The 13,761-nt window shown below is 68.9% G+C and carries 15 protein-coding genes; 6 read left to right on the top strand and 9 right to left on the bottom strand.

Going from position 1 to position 13,761, the window contains the following annotated elements:
- Window positions 1-10: 10 nt before the first annotated feature.
- The 4 genes from RCP38_RS15295 to RCP38_RS15280 are packed head-to-tail and all read right to left on the bottom strand — an operon-like array spanning window position 11 to window position 3,564.
- Entirely contained in the window at window positions 11-1,240 is a 1,230-nt protein-coding gene (locus RCP38_RS15295; protein WP_308473780.1) for a serine hydrolase domain-containing protein, read from the bottom strand.
- Between the two features lie 54 nt (window positions 1,241-1,294).
- On the bottom strand, window positions 1,295-2,113 hold the full coding sequence (locus RCP38_RS15290; RefSeq protein ID WP_308473779.1) for an SDR family NAD(P)-dependent oxidoreductase: 819 nt from the start codon (window positions 2,111-2,113) through the stop codon (window positions 1,295-1,297).
- The gene (locus tag RCP38_RS15285) at window positions 2,110-2,523 is read right to left on the bottom strand and encodes a nuclear transport factor 2 family protein (protein WP_308473778.1); all 414 of its coding nucleotides are present in this window, start codon (window positions 2,521-2,523) and stop codon (window positions 2,110-2,112) included. Before RCP38_RS15285 ends, RCP38_RS15290 begins: the two co-directional genes overlap by 4 nt.
- Entirely contained in the window at window positions 2,524-3,564 is a 1,041-nt protein-coding gene (locus RCP38_RS15280) for an alcohol dehydrogenase catalytic domain-containing protein (RefSeq protein WP_308473777.1), read from the bottom strand.
- A gap of 71 nt (window positions 3,565-3,635) precedes the next feature.
- Between RCP38_RS15280 and RCP38_RS15275 the strand changes: the two genes are divergently transcribed.
- Window positions 3,636-4,529, top strand: a complete 894-nt coding sequence (locus RCP38_RS15275; RefSeq protein WP_308473776.1) for a helix-turn-helix domain-containing protein — start codon at window positions 3,636-3,638, stop codon at window positions 4,527-4,529.
- A 3-nt stretch (window positions 4,530-4,532) separates the two neighbouring features.
- Here the strand turns inward: RCP38_RS15275 and RCP38_RS15270 are convergent, their stop codons facing one another.
- Both RCP38_RS15270 and RCP38_RS15265 read right to left on the bottom strand, forming a co-directional pair.
- Window positions 4,533-5,456, bottom strand: coding sequence for a class I SAM-dependent methyltransferase (locus RCP38_RS15270; RefSeq protein WP_308473775.1), 924 nt, complete (start codon window positions 5,454-5,456; stop codon window positions 4,533-4,535).
- Complete coding sequence (locus RCP38_RS15265; RefSeq protein WP_308473774.1) at window positions 5,456-6,388, bottom strand: class I SAM-dependent methyltransferase; 933 nt, start codon at window positions 6,386-6,388, stop codon at window positions 5,456-5,458. The genes RCP38_RS15270 and RCP38_RS15265 overlap by 1 nt, the downstream gene beginning before the upstream one ends.
- A 326-nt stretch (window positions 6,389-6,714) precedes the next feature.
- Here RCP38_RS15265 and secY point away from each other — a divergent pair, with 326 nt between their 5' ends.
- The 3 genes from secY to map are packed head-to-tail and all read left to right on the top strand — an operon-like array spanning window position 6,715 to window position 9,392.
- A complete protein-coding gene (secY, locus tag RCP38_RS15260; RefSeq protein WP_308473773.1) occupies window positions 6,715-8,040 on the top strand; it encodes a preprotein translocase subunit SecY in 1,326 nt (441 codons plus the stop codon).
- The gene (locus tag RCP38_RS15255; protein WP_308473772.1) at window positions 8,037-8,588 is read left to right on the top strand and encodes an adenylate kinase; all 552 of its coding nucleotides are present in this window, start codon (window positions 8,037-8,039) and stop codon (window positions 8,586-8,588) included. Before secY ends, RCP38_RS15255 begins: the two co-directional genes overlap by 4 nt.
- A complete protein-coding gene (gene map / locus RCP38_RS15250) occupies window positions 8,589-9,392 on the top strand; it encodes a type I methionyl aminopeptidase (protein ID WP_308473771.1) in 804 nt (267 codons plus the stop codon). It begins immediately after the preceding gene.
- 20 nt (window positions 9,393-9,412) lie between these two features.
- Here map and RCP38_RS15245 read toward each other — a convergent pair whose 3' ends face one another.
- Window positions 9,413-10,456: a type III polyketide synthase gene (locus tag RCP38_RS15245; RefSeq protein WP_308473770.1), complete on the bottom strand. Its 1,044-nt coding sequence runs from the start codon at window positions 10,454-10,456 to the stop codon at window positions 9,413-9,415.
- A gap of 104 nt (window positions 10,457-10,560) precedes the next feature.
- Here RCP38_RS15245 and RCP38_RS15240 point away from each other — a divergent pair, with 104 nt between their 5' ends.
- Window positions 10,561-11,070 carry a MarR family winged helix-turn-helix transcriptional regulator gene (locus tag RCP38_RS15240; protein WP_308473769.1) on the top strand — a complete coding sequence of 170 codons (510 nt, stop codon included), beginning with the start codon at window positions 10,561-10,563 and terminating at the stop codon, window positions 11,068-11,070.
- A gap of 13 nt (window positions 11,071-11,083) precedes the next feature.
- On the opposite strand, the gene RCP38_RS15235 is transcribed toward RCP38_RS15240, so the two are convergent.
- On the bottom strand, window positions 11,084-12,304 hold the full coding sequence (locus RCP38_RS15235) for a GAF domain-containing sensor histidine kinase (protein WP_308477335.1): 1,221 nt from the start codon (window positions 12,302-12,304) through the stop codon (window positions 11,084-11,086).
- Between the two features lie 44 nt (window positions 12,305-12,348).
- The gene (locus RCP38_RS15230) at window positions 12,349-12,999 is read right to left on the bottom strand and encodes a response regulator (RefSeq protein ID WP_308473768.1); all 651 of its coding nucleotides are present in this window, start codon (window positions 12,997-12,999) and stop codon (window positions 12,349-12,351) included.
- 180 nt (window positions 13,000-13,179) lie between these two features.
- Between RCP38_RS15230 and RCP38_RS15225 the strand changes: the two genes are divergently transcribed.
- A complete protein-coding gene (locus tag RCP38_RS15225; protein WP_308473767.1) occupies window positions 13,180-13,713 on the top strand; it encodes an HAD family hydrolase in 534 nt (177 codons plus the stop codon).
- The last annotated feature ends 48 nt before the right edge of the window (window positions 13,714-13,761 follow it).

The raw sequence follows: 13,761 nt of genomic DNA, 5'->3' as shown, positions 1-13,761 counted from the left end.
GCGGCCTCAGCTACCCCTGAGTCCGGGCGCCCAACACGTCGCCGAACAGCGCCCGGCGCAGCGCGAGTTCCCGTGGATCGCTGTGCAGATGGAAACCCATCCGGTTCATCACGTAGCAGTAGCCGACGCCGGTATCGGGGTCGGCGAAGCCGAACGATCCACCTAAACCCGGTGTGCCGTAGGCGGTATCGGATGAGCCGAACGCGGATCCGGGGAAGGGTTTGGACATGCCCAACGAGAAGATCAGCTTGACGCCCAGCACCTTGTCGCGTTCGCCGCCCGGGGTAGGCGCCGGCATGGCGGCGAGCGCGTCGCGTACAGCGGGCTTCAGGGGCAGCGCGGGATCCGCGGTCGCGGCAGCGCCGTAGAGTCGGGCGATGGCAGCAGCGGTACCGATTCCGTTGGACGAGGGCATCTCGATCGTGCGCACGTCGTCACGGTTGTAATCGCCGTCCCAGGGGGTAACGTTGCGCGGCAAGGCTGTTCGGGACAGCAGCCCGAACGGATTGAACGACGCGGCCACCGCGCCGGGCGGCATCGCATTGAGATGCAGCAGCGCCTCGACGCGCTTCCAAGAGTGCAAGAGAGCGACTCGGTCGCGCGGCACCGAGTCCGGCAGGCCGATGTGCAGGTCCAGCCCCAACGGTCCGGCGATCTCGTCGGCGAGGAACCGGCCCAGGGTGCGACCGGCGGGATCGGTGCGTCGGATCAGCTCGGATTCATACCAGCCCAGGCTGACCGAGTGATAGCCGTGCCGGGTGCCGGGCGCCCACCGCGGCTGCTGCGCAGCCAGTATCGGCGCCAGTCGGGCCGGGTCGGCGACGTCGGCCACCGTGGGGGCCGGTGTCGGTGCGCACAATCCGGCCTGGTGGGCCAGCAGCTGGCGGACGGTGATGGTGTCCTTGCCGGCTTGGGCGAACTCGGGCCACAGGTCGGCGACCACGTCGTCGTAGCCGAAGTACCCCCGCGAGACCGCCAGGGCCACCGCCAATGCGGCCACTCCCTTGGTGGTGGAGAAGACGTTGACCATGGTGTCGGCCTGCCAGGGTTGCCGGGTGTGGCCATCGCGGTAGCCGCCCCACAGATCCACGACCTTGACGCCGTCGCGATACACCGCCACCGCGGCGCCGATCTCCCGGCCGGCGGCGAAATTCGCCCGGAACGCATCGGCGATCCTGCCGTATCCTTCGGCGACACCGCCGCCGATCAGGTCCGGCGGGACGTTGACCTTGAGCACCATGGGTGTGGTTATAGCGCGGTCGATCGTCGGCTATCGACGAATTGCCGAATCCCGCTACTCGCCCATCGCCGCGGCGCTGGCCACCGCCATCAACCGGACCGCGTCGTTGCGGCTGATCTGGCCCAACATCGCCACCGCGGCACGCATCTGCTCCCCGACGAACACCGTGGGCCCGGCACCCAGATTCTCGAACGCCTCGGCGATCACCGTGTCCACCGTGTCGGTGCCCTCGGGCACGGCGTCCAGTGATGCGAGCCGGCCCCGTTCGTGTTCCAACCGGCGCAGCGCGGGGGTGTCGGTCTTACCCAGGATCAAGCCGATGACGTCGACTCCCTTGGGCGACAACTCACTCCACAGCGCCTCGGCCATCACCATGTCGAAGGCCTTGGTGGGGCCGTAGACGACCATGTTGGCGCCGCCGACCAGACCCGCCCCGGAACCGAACAGCACGATCCCGCCGCGGCCGCGCTCGGCCATCGGCGCGGCGTAGTGATGACACAACTGCATCGGTGTCATGCAGTTGCGCCGCACCATCGCTTCGGCGGCGGTGATCGAATTGGACAGGAATGGTGCGAAATTCGGGTCCGCGCCGGCGCAGTAGGTCAGGAATCCGACCTCCAGATCGGCGGTCGCGGCGATCACGCGCGCGGCGGCATCGGGTTCGGACAGGTCGACCGCCAGGGTTCTGGTCGCCACGCCGGTGCGCGCGGTGAGCCCGGCGGCGAGTTCCTCCAGTGCGGCGGCCCGTCGGGCCAACAGCACGACGTTCAGGCCGCGGTCGGCCAGCGCCTCGGCGAACGCCGCGCCGACACCGTCGGACGCGCCGGCGACGAGCGCCCACGGCCCGTACTTGTCGGCGAACACCCCGCTCATGCCCCGCCCACCATGTCGACCCGAACGGCGGTGAACCGGCGCTTGGCGATACGCCAGCCGGCCGCGGTGCGCATCAGGTCGTCGTCGTAGAAGCCGACGGCGTGTGCGCCGGTTTGGTTGTCGGCGGCGAACACCAATGCGTCTACGTAGCAACGCGATACCGCGCGATCGCCGTCGACGTCGACGGCGATGTTGCTGATCCGGTGCAGGGTGTGCCCGGCGGCCTGATGCGACAGTCGCATGAACTCGGTGACCTCGGCCGCGGTGGTCCACCGGCCGATCTCGCCGTAGTCGAGGTCGCACTGCTCGGCGAACACCGTCGCGAACAGCTCCCAGTCGCGGCGGTCGATCCCGGTCGCGTATCGGATGAGCACCGCGGCGATGTCGTGCTGGTCTTGCAGATCGGTCATTCAGGCGTCTCCGTTCGGGTGTACGACGATCCGAGGTGGCCCTTCGGATCTGCGTGCGAGGTCCATCGCGTCGGGCACCTCGTCGAGCGTGATGGTGGCTCCGATGCTGGGTAGTGGGTCGATCCGGCCGGCGGCGATGTTGTCCAGCGTGCCGTACCAGTCCTGGGGCATCGGGCCGCCGCCGAACTGCAGGGTCACCCCCTGCCGGGTGGCACTGGTGATGTCGAGGGTGTCGCCGGTGTACCAGCCGCCCGCACAGTAGATCCGTGTCGTCATGTCGGCGGCGTCGACGAGCTGCTGGATCAGCCCCGTCGCCCCGACGCATTCGAACACCGCCGCGGACCCCCACAGGCCGCGCTCGGCCCGGACCCGGCGCCACACGTCGAAGGGGGACTCGGCGGCCGGATCCACCGTGATGTGGGCGCCGAAGCTGCGCTGCGCCAGCTCTCGTCGGTCGGCGTTGAAGTCGGAGACGATGATCGGCTCGATGCCCCGGCTCGCCAGCGCGGCGACCGCCGACAGCCCGATCGCGCCGGCGCCGATCACGATCGGGATCTCACCGGGCCCAAGGTCGGCGCTGCGCACGTAGAACTCGCCCACGGCGAACGCATCCACCAGCGCGGCGGCGTCGCTGGCCACGGAGTCTGCTACCGCTGCGGCGACGGATTCGTTGACCACCACCAGTTCGGCGAAGCTGCCCTGCGCCGCCGGGTGCTGGCCGATGATCCGGGCGCCGTCGGCGCCGCCGTTGACCAACAGGATCGGGATCGAGGTGACCCGTGACCCGACCGGAAACCGTCCGGTGCAGTCCGGGCCGTAGCCGAGTACTTCGCCGACGAACTCGTGCCCGAGTACGACGTCGCGGTCGCGGTCGTAGAGCGACCGGCCGGTCGGGTCGTCGACGCCCAGTTCGGGGTGATCCATGAAATGCACGTCGGAAGCGCAGATCGCGGTGCTGAGCGTGCGGAGCAGGAGTTCGCCGGGACCGGGCACCGGATCGGGTATCGGGCGGACCTCCAGTCGGCCGTCACGGAGCACCACTGCGCGCACGCTGCCTCGCTTCCATTATTCTCGAATAGTCGAGACCAATTAGTCGATATGTAGAGGACTTTATGGACGAACGTGCAACAGCGTCAAGACCCGGTGCGACGTCGGCGCCCACCCACCGTGCGCTGGACGTGATCGAGTTCCTGGCCGCATCGCAGGGTGCGCCCCGCCGGTTCTCCGACATCGTCCGAGAGGTCGGCCTGACCCAGGCCACCGGGCACGCGATCCTCATGACGTTGTACGAGCGCGGCTGGGTCACCCGCGATCCCGCCGACAAGACCTTCGCGATCGGACCCGCGCTGCCTGCGGTGGCCGCGCGCTGCACCGGCGACCGCGCGCTGGCCGATGCGGCGGTATCGGCGATGGCGCAGCTGTGCAGCACGTACGGCTTTCCGGCGTCGGTGTTGCAGAAGTTCGGGAACACCTTGGTCGTCAGCGCACACGAACGCGGCATCGACCGGCGCGCCGCGGCCGTCGCCGGTGACCAGATTCCCTACGCGGCGCCCTTCGGAGTGGCGTTCGCGGCATGGGCGGACCATGACGAGCAGCGGGCCTGGATCGCCCGCACCACCGACCCCGATGGCGCGCTGGGCCGGCAGTTACAGGTGCTGTTGGATCAGGCGCGGGCGCGCGGCTACGACGTCGACCGCACCACCCTGGCGCTCGCGCAGGCGGCCCAACTCGTCGGCGCACTGCGGGCCGATGACATCGCGCCGCACGTGGGCCAGATCTTGGATCGCCTGCACGTCGAATTCGCTTCGGCGGCGACGATGGTCATCGACGACGGCGCCTCCGGTGAGCCGTTCGTCGCCACCATCGCCGCACCGGTATTCGGTTCGGGCGGTGCCGTCACCGCCATCCTGTGCGTGCACCCGACGCAGGCGCTCGGCGGCGACGTCGTCGACACCATCGGGCGTGCGGTGCAGAGCGCGGCGGCCGCGTTGAGCACCCCGCGGTAGACCTCAGGTGCGGATCGCCTCGATGGCAACCGAATTGCGCATCCGCACCGCGATCTCGCTGTCGGGGAACTCCTGGCCGTAGTCGGCGAAGACCGCTGCGCGGGTGCGTTCGCTGACCTGCCACCCGTGCTCGCCCAGGTATGCGCCGGCCGGATTCCGGTCGCCGTCGTAGATGAGGTCGGCGAAATCGAGCTCCAGTCCCTGATCCGCGAACCGCCGGCCCAGCGTCTGATTCGGGCCGGTCAGTGCCGCCGCGCCGTCGGGGTTGTGTTCGGTGGCCAGCCGACTGCCCGGGGCGCTCAACGCGGTGATGTTGTCGAACAATCGGTCCTGCGCGTCCGGTGGCAGATAGATGAGCAGCCCCTCCGCCGTCCAAGCCGTGGGTTCGGTCTCATCGAAGCCGTTGTCGCGCAGCGCGGCCGGCCAGTCGTCGCGCAGATCGACCGCCACCGTCCGGCGGTCCGCAGTGGGGTGCGCCCCCAGCTCGGACAGCGTGCGGGTCTTGAACTCGATCACCTCGGGCTGGTCGATCTCGAACACGGTGCTGCCCGCCGTCCAGTCCAGCCGGTAGGCCCGCGAGTCCAGCCCGGCGGCCAGGATCACGTGTTGGCGGATACCCGCCGCGTCGGCACGGGTGAAGAAGTCGTCGAAGAACTTGGTGCGGACCGCCATCAACGTCGTCATCGGTCCGGCGGCGGCCTGGGCTTCCGCGGCCACCGCCGGATCCAGCGTGCCGTCGATCAGTCGGGTGAAGAAGTCGATTCCGACCGCGCGCACCAGCGGTGCCGCGAACGGATCGGCGATGATCGGGTCGGCCTGGGCGGTGGCCAACGCGCGGGCGACCGCCACCATGGTGGCGGTGGTGCCGACGCTGGACGCCAGGTCCCAGCTGTCCCCGGGGGATCGTGCACCGCCGGTGCGCTCCATCACCGTCCTCCTTCCCGGACCGCGCTGACGTAGGACAGCTCACCGAAGCCGGGACTCTCGCCGTCGTTCAGCGGCGGCAACCCGTACTCGGCGAACAATGCCTCGACCGGGTGGCCGTCGACCTGCCAGCCGTGGTCGGCCAGGTAGGCGCCGGACTCGTTGCGGTCCCCGAAGTACAGCAGCGTGGCCATGTCGATGTCGAGCCCGTAACCGCGCATCCGTTCGGTGGATTCCCGCATGCGCTCGCGGGCCTGTTTCTCGACGTCGGCGCCGAGGCTGGGGATGCTCTCGGTGGCGATCCTGCTACCTGGAGCGCTCAACGTGGTCACGGTGTCCAGCAGACGGTCCTGCGCCTCCGGCGGGAGATAGCCGAGCAAGCCCTCGGCGCTCCACGCGGTCGGCAGCGCCGGATCGAAGCCGGCCGCGCGCAGCGCCGCCGGCCAGTCGTCACGCAGGTCGATCGAGACGGTCCGCCGGTCGGCGGTCGGCTCGGCGCCCTGCTCGGCCAGCACCCGGGTCTTGAACGCGATCACCTCGGGTTGGTCGATCTCGTAGACGACCGTGCCGGCCGGCCAGTCCAGACGGTAGGCGCGCGAGTCCAGTCCAGAGGCCAGGATGACGACCTGGCGGATGCCCGCGGCGCCGGCGTCGATGAAGAAGTCGTCGAAGAAGCGGGTGCGTGCGGCCATGTTGTCGGCCATCCGGGCCATGTCCATCGGGGCCTCGTCGCCGAAGTCCTCGGTACTCACCTCGCCACTGGCCAGCCTGGTGAACAGATCCAGACCGACGGCGCGCACCAGAGGTTCGGCGAAGCGGTCGTCGATCAGGGGACGCTCCGCGCGGCTTGCGATCGCGCGGCCGACGGCCACCCCGGTGGCGGTGATGCCCACGCTCGAAGCCAGGTTCCAGGTGTCGTTGTCCGTTCGTGTCATCGTCGGTATTCCTATCTATCCGCCTGTCCGGCCGTGGCGGAGGAGCCCCGCCCGGAAATTAGTTAGCGTATTTAATGAACTGTGGGCGACTGTACGCCGCGCGGCTGAACGCACGCTGGCAGCGCCGCCCCACGACGCCCCGGCCCGCGGTACTGAGCTGTTACTCTCGTAGACTGCTGACGCGCTTATACGACATGCGTGGCCCCGCCATGATGGGCCGACGCGTGGACGCGAAAACGCAGGACTAACCCAGGACTAACCGGGGCTGGGACAGAACAGCCCATTGGCACGCCGCGACCGGACCTCGGCTGCGCAGGAGGAGAAGAGTGTTCTCGGCTTTCATCTCATCACTGCGGACCCCCGATCTGAGACGCAAGATTCTGTTCGCGCTGGGGATCATCGTGATCTACCGACTGGGAGCCTCCATCCCGTCGCCGGGCGTGAACTACCAGAACGTCCAGCAGTGCATCAAGGAAGTCAGCGGCGGTGACGCCGCACAGGTGTATTCGCTGATCAACCTGTTCTCCGGCGGCGCGCTACTGCAGTTGACGGTGTTCGCCATCGGCGTGATGCCCTACATCACCGCGAGCATCATCGTCCAGTTGCTGACCGTGGTCATCCCTCGTTTCGAGGAACTGCGCAAAGAAGGCCAGTCCGGCCAGAACAAGATGACGCAGTACACCCGCTACCTGACGGTGGCGCTGGCGATCCTGCAGGCCACCAGCATCGTGGCACTGGCCGCCAACGGTGGACTGCTGCAGAGCTGCACCCTGCGCCACGACATCATCAAAGAGGGCATCTTCACCCAGATCGTCATCGTGCTGGTGATGACGGCCGGCGCGGTGCTGGTGATGTGGCTCGGCGAGCTCATCACCGAGCGGGGTATCGGCAACGGCATGTCGCTGCTGATCTTCGTCGGCATCGCCGCCCGCATCCCGATCGAAGGCAAGACGATCCTCGACTCCCGCGGCGGCATGGTGTTCACCATGGTCTGCCTGGCGGCACTGGCGATCGTGATCGGCGTGGTCTTCGTCGAGCAGGGCCAGCGTCGTATCCCGGTCCAGTACGCCAAGCGCATGGTGGGCCGGCGCATGTACGGCGGCACCTCGACCTACCTGCCGTTGAAGGTCAACCAGGCCGGCGTTATCCCGGTCATCTTCGCCTCGTCGCTGATCTACATCCCGCAGCTGATCACCCAGTTGGTGCACGGCGGCGGCAGCCCCGGAAACGGCTGGTGGGAGAAGTTCGTCAGCACCTATCTGTCGGACCCGTCGAACCCGGTCTACATCGGTGTGTACTTCGGTCTGATCATCTTCTTCACCTACTTCTACGTCTCGATCACGTTCAACCCCGACGAGCGTGCCGACGAGATGAAGAAGTTCGGTGGCTTCATTCCGGGCATCCGGCCGGGCCGTCCGACCGCGGACTATCTGCGCTACGTGCTCAACCGGATCACGCTGCCCGGCTCGGTCTACCTGGGTGTGATCTCGGTGTTGCCCAACGTCTTCCTGCAGATGGGTAATTCCGGCGCCGTCCAGAACCTGCCGTTCGGTGGTACGGCGGTGCTGATCATGATCGGTGTCGGCCTCGACACCGTGAAGCAGATCGAGAGCCAGCTCATGCAGCGCAACTACGAAGGGTTCCTCAAGTGAGAGTCATCCTGCTGGGACCGCCCGGCGCGGGCAAGGGAACGCAGGCCATCAAGCTGGCCGAACAGTTGGGCGTTCCGCAGATCTCCACCGGAGACCTGTTCCGCAGCAACATCGCCGAGGGCACCGAGCTGGGCCGCAAAGCCAAGCAGTATCTCGACGCGGGCGACCTGGTGCCGCCGGAGCTGACGAACGCGCTGGTCGACGACCGGCTCGACCAGCCCGACGCCGCAGGCGGATTCATCCTCGACGGTTACCCCCGGTCGGTGGAGCAGGCCGAGGCGCTGCACGAAATGCTGGAGCGGCGCCAGGTCAAGGTGGACGCCGTGCTGGAGTTCCGGGTCACCGAGAGCGAACTGCTCAAGCGGCTCAAGGAACGCGGGCGGGCCGACGACACCGCTGAGGTCATCCACAACCGGATGATCGTCTACCGGGAAGAGACCACGCCGCTGCTGGACTACTACCAGGACGAGCACGATCTGCACGTCGTGGACGCGCTCGGCACGGTCGACGAGGTGTTCGCCCGCGCCCTCCAAGCACTGGGACGCTGAGTGATCGGGTGGGCGAAGCGGCGCAAAACGGTGCCGCATCGCAGCCCTGCCGAGCTCGACGCGATGGATGCGGCAGGCTCGGTGGTGGCCGCCGCACTTGCGGCGGTCCGCGAGGCCGCGGCCGTCGGGGTCTCCACCCTGCAACTCGATGAGATCGCCGAGTCGGTGATCCGGGATGCCGGAGCGACGCCGTCGTTCCTGGGATACCACGGCTTTCCGGCCTCGATCTGCAGTTCGGTGAACGACCGGGTGGTGCACGGCATCCCGTCGGCCACCGAGCTGCTCGAGGCGGGCGATCTGGTGTCCATCGACTGCGGTGCGATCCTGGACGGCTGGCACGGCGATGCCGCGGTCACCTTCGGTATCGGGACGTTGAGCGCCGCCGACGAGAATCTGTCCACGGCGACCCGGCAGGCGATGGAGGCCGGGATCGCGGCGATGGTGGTCGGCAACCGGCTCACCGACGTCTCGCATGCCATCGAAACGGCTGCGCGGGCGGCGTCGAACCGGTTCAAGTGTTCCTTCGGGATCGTCGACGGCTACGGCGGCCACGGCATCGGCCGGCAGATGCACATGGACCCGTTCCTGCCCAACGAGGGATCGCCGGGCCGTGGACCGCTACTGGTGGCCGGGTCGGTGCTGGCGATCGAGCCGATGCTGACCCTGGGCACCGACCAGACCGTCATCCTCGCCGACGAGTGGACGGTCGTCACCGCCGACGGGTCGCGTGCCGCGCACTGGGAACACAGTGTCGCGGTGACCGACGACGGGCCCCGCATCCTGACCAGCCCGGCCACGGTCTGACGCGCGCCGGGGCGACCCGGCTACCAGCCGAGCAGCACGAGTTCGGAACAGAACCCCGGCCCCATCGCGATCATCAGACCCAATGAGCCCGGTGGCGGGGGATCGGCCATCGTCGCGCGCAGCACGTCGAGCACCGAGACCGACGACAGGTTCCCGTTCTCCCGCAACGACGTGCGGGTCCGATTCAGTGCGTCGGCGGGCAGGTCCAGCACGTTCTGGACCGCTTCGATGACCTTCGGCCCGCCGGGATGGCAGACGAACGTCGACACGTCGTCGATGGTCAGGCCGTGGTCGGCCAGGAAGTTGCCGACGTCCTCGCCCAGATACTTCTCGGCGACGGTGGCGACCTCCACGGACAACTTGATCCGGAATCCGCTCGTGCCGATGTCCCAGCCCATCACGTCCTCGGTGTCGGGGTACAGGCGGCTGCGGGTCGCCAGTATCCGCGGCCCGGCCGGTGGCCGAGCCGCCCCGGTCGCGACCACCGCGGCGGCACCGTCGCCGAAAAGACTGGCGGCCACGAAATTGGCCATCGACACGTCGTCGCGCTGAATGGTCAGTGAGCACAGTTCGACCGCGAGCAGCACCGCCACCTGATCGGGATAGGAGCGCAGGTAGTCGTGCATCCGGGCCACCCCGGCGGCGCCCGCGACGCAGCCCAGGCCGAACAGCGGAACCCGTTTGACGTCCGGGCGCAACCCGACCCGGGTCGCCAACCGGGCGTCCAGGGTCGGTACCGCCAGCCCGGTCACCGTCGTGGACACCACGACGTCGACGTCGGCCGGTTCGACCTCGGCGGCCGCCAGGGCCGCCCGCAGGGCGCGCTCCCCGAGATCGAGCGCCACCTCGATGAACGTGTCGTTGGCCTCGGTGAACCCGCTCAGTTCGCCGTAGCGCTCCAGGGGCAACGCCAGTCGGCGGTTGGCGACGCCGCTCGCGTCGAAGAAGCGGCGGAACTCCGGCCCGGCGATTCCGACCAACGCCCGGGCGGCCTCGTCCTGGCTGTACCGGTTCGGCGGGAATTCGACGGCCACCGCGGCGACCGCAGGGGTGCTGACATCCATACCGAGGTCACGGTGCCGACCGGAGCGCGGTTCAACCCCCGGGCGGATCGCGCCAAATACCGCACACCGGTGTGAGCGCGGCGGCCGGTGCGGTAAGAAAGGGCGTGGCAGCTTCCAGTTCCGCCGGTGACGCGGATCCGATCGCACTGGCTCGCGGCAACTGGGAGCGTGCCGGTTGGGGCGACGTCGCCGACGGGATGGTGGCGGTGACCTCGGTGATGCGTGCCCACCAGATCCTGCTGGCCCGGGTGGAGGCGACGCTGCGGCCCTACGGGTTGAGCTTCTCCCGGTACGAGCTGCTGCGGCTGCTGGCGTTCAGCCGCTCGGGTGCGCTGCCGATCACCAAGGCCTCCGACCGGCTGCAGGTCCACGTCACCAGCGTCACCCACGCGATCCGGCGGTTGGAGGCCGCCGGTCTGGTGGAGCGACTGCCGCATCCCACCGACGGCCGCACCACCCTGGTGTCCATCACCGACTTGGGGCGCTCCACGGTGTCGGCGGCGACGGTCAGCCTCAACGACGAGGTGTTCGCCGATATCGGGATGTCGGCGCAGGAATCACGGGTGCTGTCCTCGGCGATCGAGACGCTGCGCCGCAACGCCGGCGACTTCTGAGCTCTTGCCCCGGTCAGGTTTCCGGGGACGCGTTCGGTCGCGCGGCCGGGGACGGGATCGGGATGGTGGCGATGACGGCGGTGCCCGCTCCCGGACGTGACCGGATGTTGAGCCGGCCGCTGACCAACTCGGCGCGTTCGGCCATCGACAGCACGCCGTAGCCGCCCATCTCGTCGCCGCCCACTGGGTGCTCGAAGGTGTCGAAGCCCACGCCGTCGTCGACGATCTCCAGACGGGCGACATCGGGGTCGGCGCTGATCGCGTATCGCAGCCGTACCGTGGTCGCCTCCGCGTGCTTGACGACGTTCTGCAGCCCCTCCTGTGCGATCCGGTACAGCGCCAGTTCGATGTGCTCGGGCAGTCGGGTCTCGGACAGGTCCAGCTCGATCTTGAGTTGCGGGATCGACCGCGCCAGGCTGGCGAGCCCGCCGGATAGGCCCAGGTCGTCGAGCACCGGCGGCCGCAGTCCGCTGATCGCCACCCGGGTCTCCTGCAAGGTCAGCCCGGCCAACTCGCGGGCCGCCTCCAGCTGCGTCGACGCCTCGTCCGGATCGCGGCCGACCGCCCGGGCGGCGGCGTCGAGCCGGTAGGACAGCGTCACCAGCCGCTGCGAGATGCCGTCGTGGATGTCGCCCGCCAGTCGGCGCCGCTCGATCTCCTGGGCTTCGATCACCTGCTCGACGAACAGTTCGTGGGCACGCTCGCGGGCCACCAGCTGACGGTGCAGCCGGGCCTGGTGCATGGCGCCGGCGATGAGCCGGCCGATCACCAGCAGCAGTTCGACATCGCCGGGGGTGAACTCGCGGTGCGCCACGGTGTGCACGTTGAGCACCCCCACCAGCCCGCCCGGATCGGTCTCCATCGGCACCGACACCATCGAGGTGAACTCCCGCCCGCGCAACGCCTCGATCGAGACATAACGCGGGTCGGCTTCCTTGTCGTCGCTGATCACCACCGGTTCGCGGTGCCGAGCCACCCAGCCGGAGATCCCCGAACCCAGCGGCAGCCGGATCTTGCCCACCTCGGTGTCGAACGGCGGCGTCGCGCCGGTCAGGGTCAGGGAGCGCTCGGTGTCGTCGAGGACGTGCACGAAACAGACGTCCGTGCCGGTGGCCGCGGTGATCATCCGGGCCGCGGCGGCGGCCAGCGGTTCCACCCCGGGGCCGCTGGAGGCCGCCTGGATGAGTTCGCGCAGCAGCGCCAGCTCATGATTGGCGTCGACGAAATCCCGCACCGCGTTGGTCTTGCGGGCGCGGGACCGCGACCCGCCGGAGGGACTCACCGGTAGATGCCTTCACGCAGTGCGGTGGCCACCGCGCCGGTCCGGTCGGAGACCCCCAGTTTGCGGTAGATGGAACGCAGGTGGGATTTGACCGTCTCGTCGCCGATCACCAGCTTGGTGGCGATCCCGCGGTTGGACAGCCCGCTGACCATGTAAGCCAGGATCTCGCTCTCCCGCTGGGTGAGGCCCTGGCGGGCGCCGGGCCAGAACTCGTCGCGCTGCAACCGGGCCGCGGTGCCCGCCGCCCGCGCGGCCAGGCCGGGGTCGATCACGGTCTCGCCGCGGTGGGCCAGTTCGATCTGATGGACCAGGTCGTCGCTGCTGATGCTCTTGAGCAGATACCCCGCGGCCCCGACCCGCAGGGCCTCGAACAGGTACTGCTCGTCGTCGTAGACCGAGAGCATCACGACCCTGCGTTCGGGATCGCGTTCGCGCAGCGCCAGGCAGAGGTCCAGTCCACTCTCACCGCGCATCCGCACGTCGCACAGCACGATGTCGGGGTCGGTCTCGGCGATCACGGCTAGGGCCTGCTCGGCGTTGATCGCCTGCCCCACCACCTCCACCCGGTCGGCGAAGGCGGTGAGCATGGCGCGCAGCCCCTCGATCACCATCTCGTGGTCGTCGACCAGTACCAGGCGCACGGGCATAACCAAGACAATAAAGGTCCCTGTCAGGCGGTTCGGCGATGCTCACCGGAGTTGGCCCGAAGGGGCGGCGGAGGTGAGGGGAGGCCGGGACCGCCGAAATGACGGCGTGGGTCAATACCCCACCCGAATCCCCCCAATGGGGGAGGACAACACCGGCGGGTTTGCGGCACCGTGTCTGTTATGCCGATCACAACTGCGCTCGCGACATGGACCAGTCCTGCCCGCCCGTTCTGGTGGGATCAGGCGCAAGCCGACGCCGAGGTGTACCCCCTGCAAGCGGTGATCTTCGATCTGGACGCACTCACCGACGCCGACGGCGAACCCCGCGCCGGGCTGGTCGACCTGGTGCTCAGCCTGTTCGCCGCCGGCATCTGGGTGGCGGTGGTGGGTGCCGGCCCGCGGTCCTGGCTGCAGGAGCGGGTCCGGGAGCTGATGGGCGACGGGATGGCCGAAACCGTGATCAGTGCCGACGACCTGACCGGTCCCGCCGGTGACGCCGAGCTCTATCGGCTGGCGTTGTGGGAGCTGGGCATCGTGGCCGGGGAGGCGCTGGTGATCGCCGGTTACGAATCCGGGGCCCGCACCGCGGCCGCGATCGGCCTGCCGGTCATCCACATCTCCGCGGGCGGCTACGAGGGCCTGTCGGCCGCCGGGTGTCGCCAGTTGCAGGCGCAGCGGGTGGTCGCCCGGTTCAGCTGTCGCGCCGCAGGCTGATCACCTCACCGGTCGTTTGACGCCGGCCGCGGCGGTCGTCGACCATGG

The organism is Mycolicibacter sp. MU0083 (genome assembly GCF_963378075.1).
In the GTDB taxonomy this organism is placed as follows: Bacteria; Actinomycetota; Actinomycetes; order Mycobacteriales; family Mycobacteriaceae; genus Mycobacterium; species Mycobacterium kokjensenii.
This window is presented reverse-complemented; position numbering and strand designations above follow the sequence as displayed.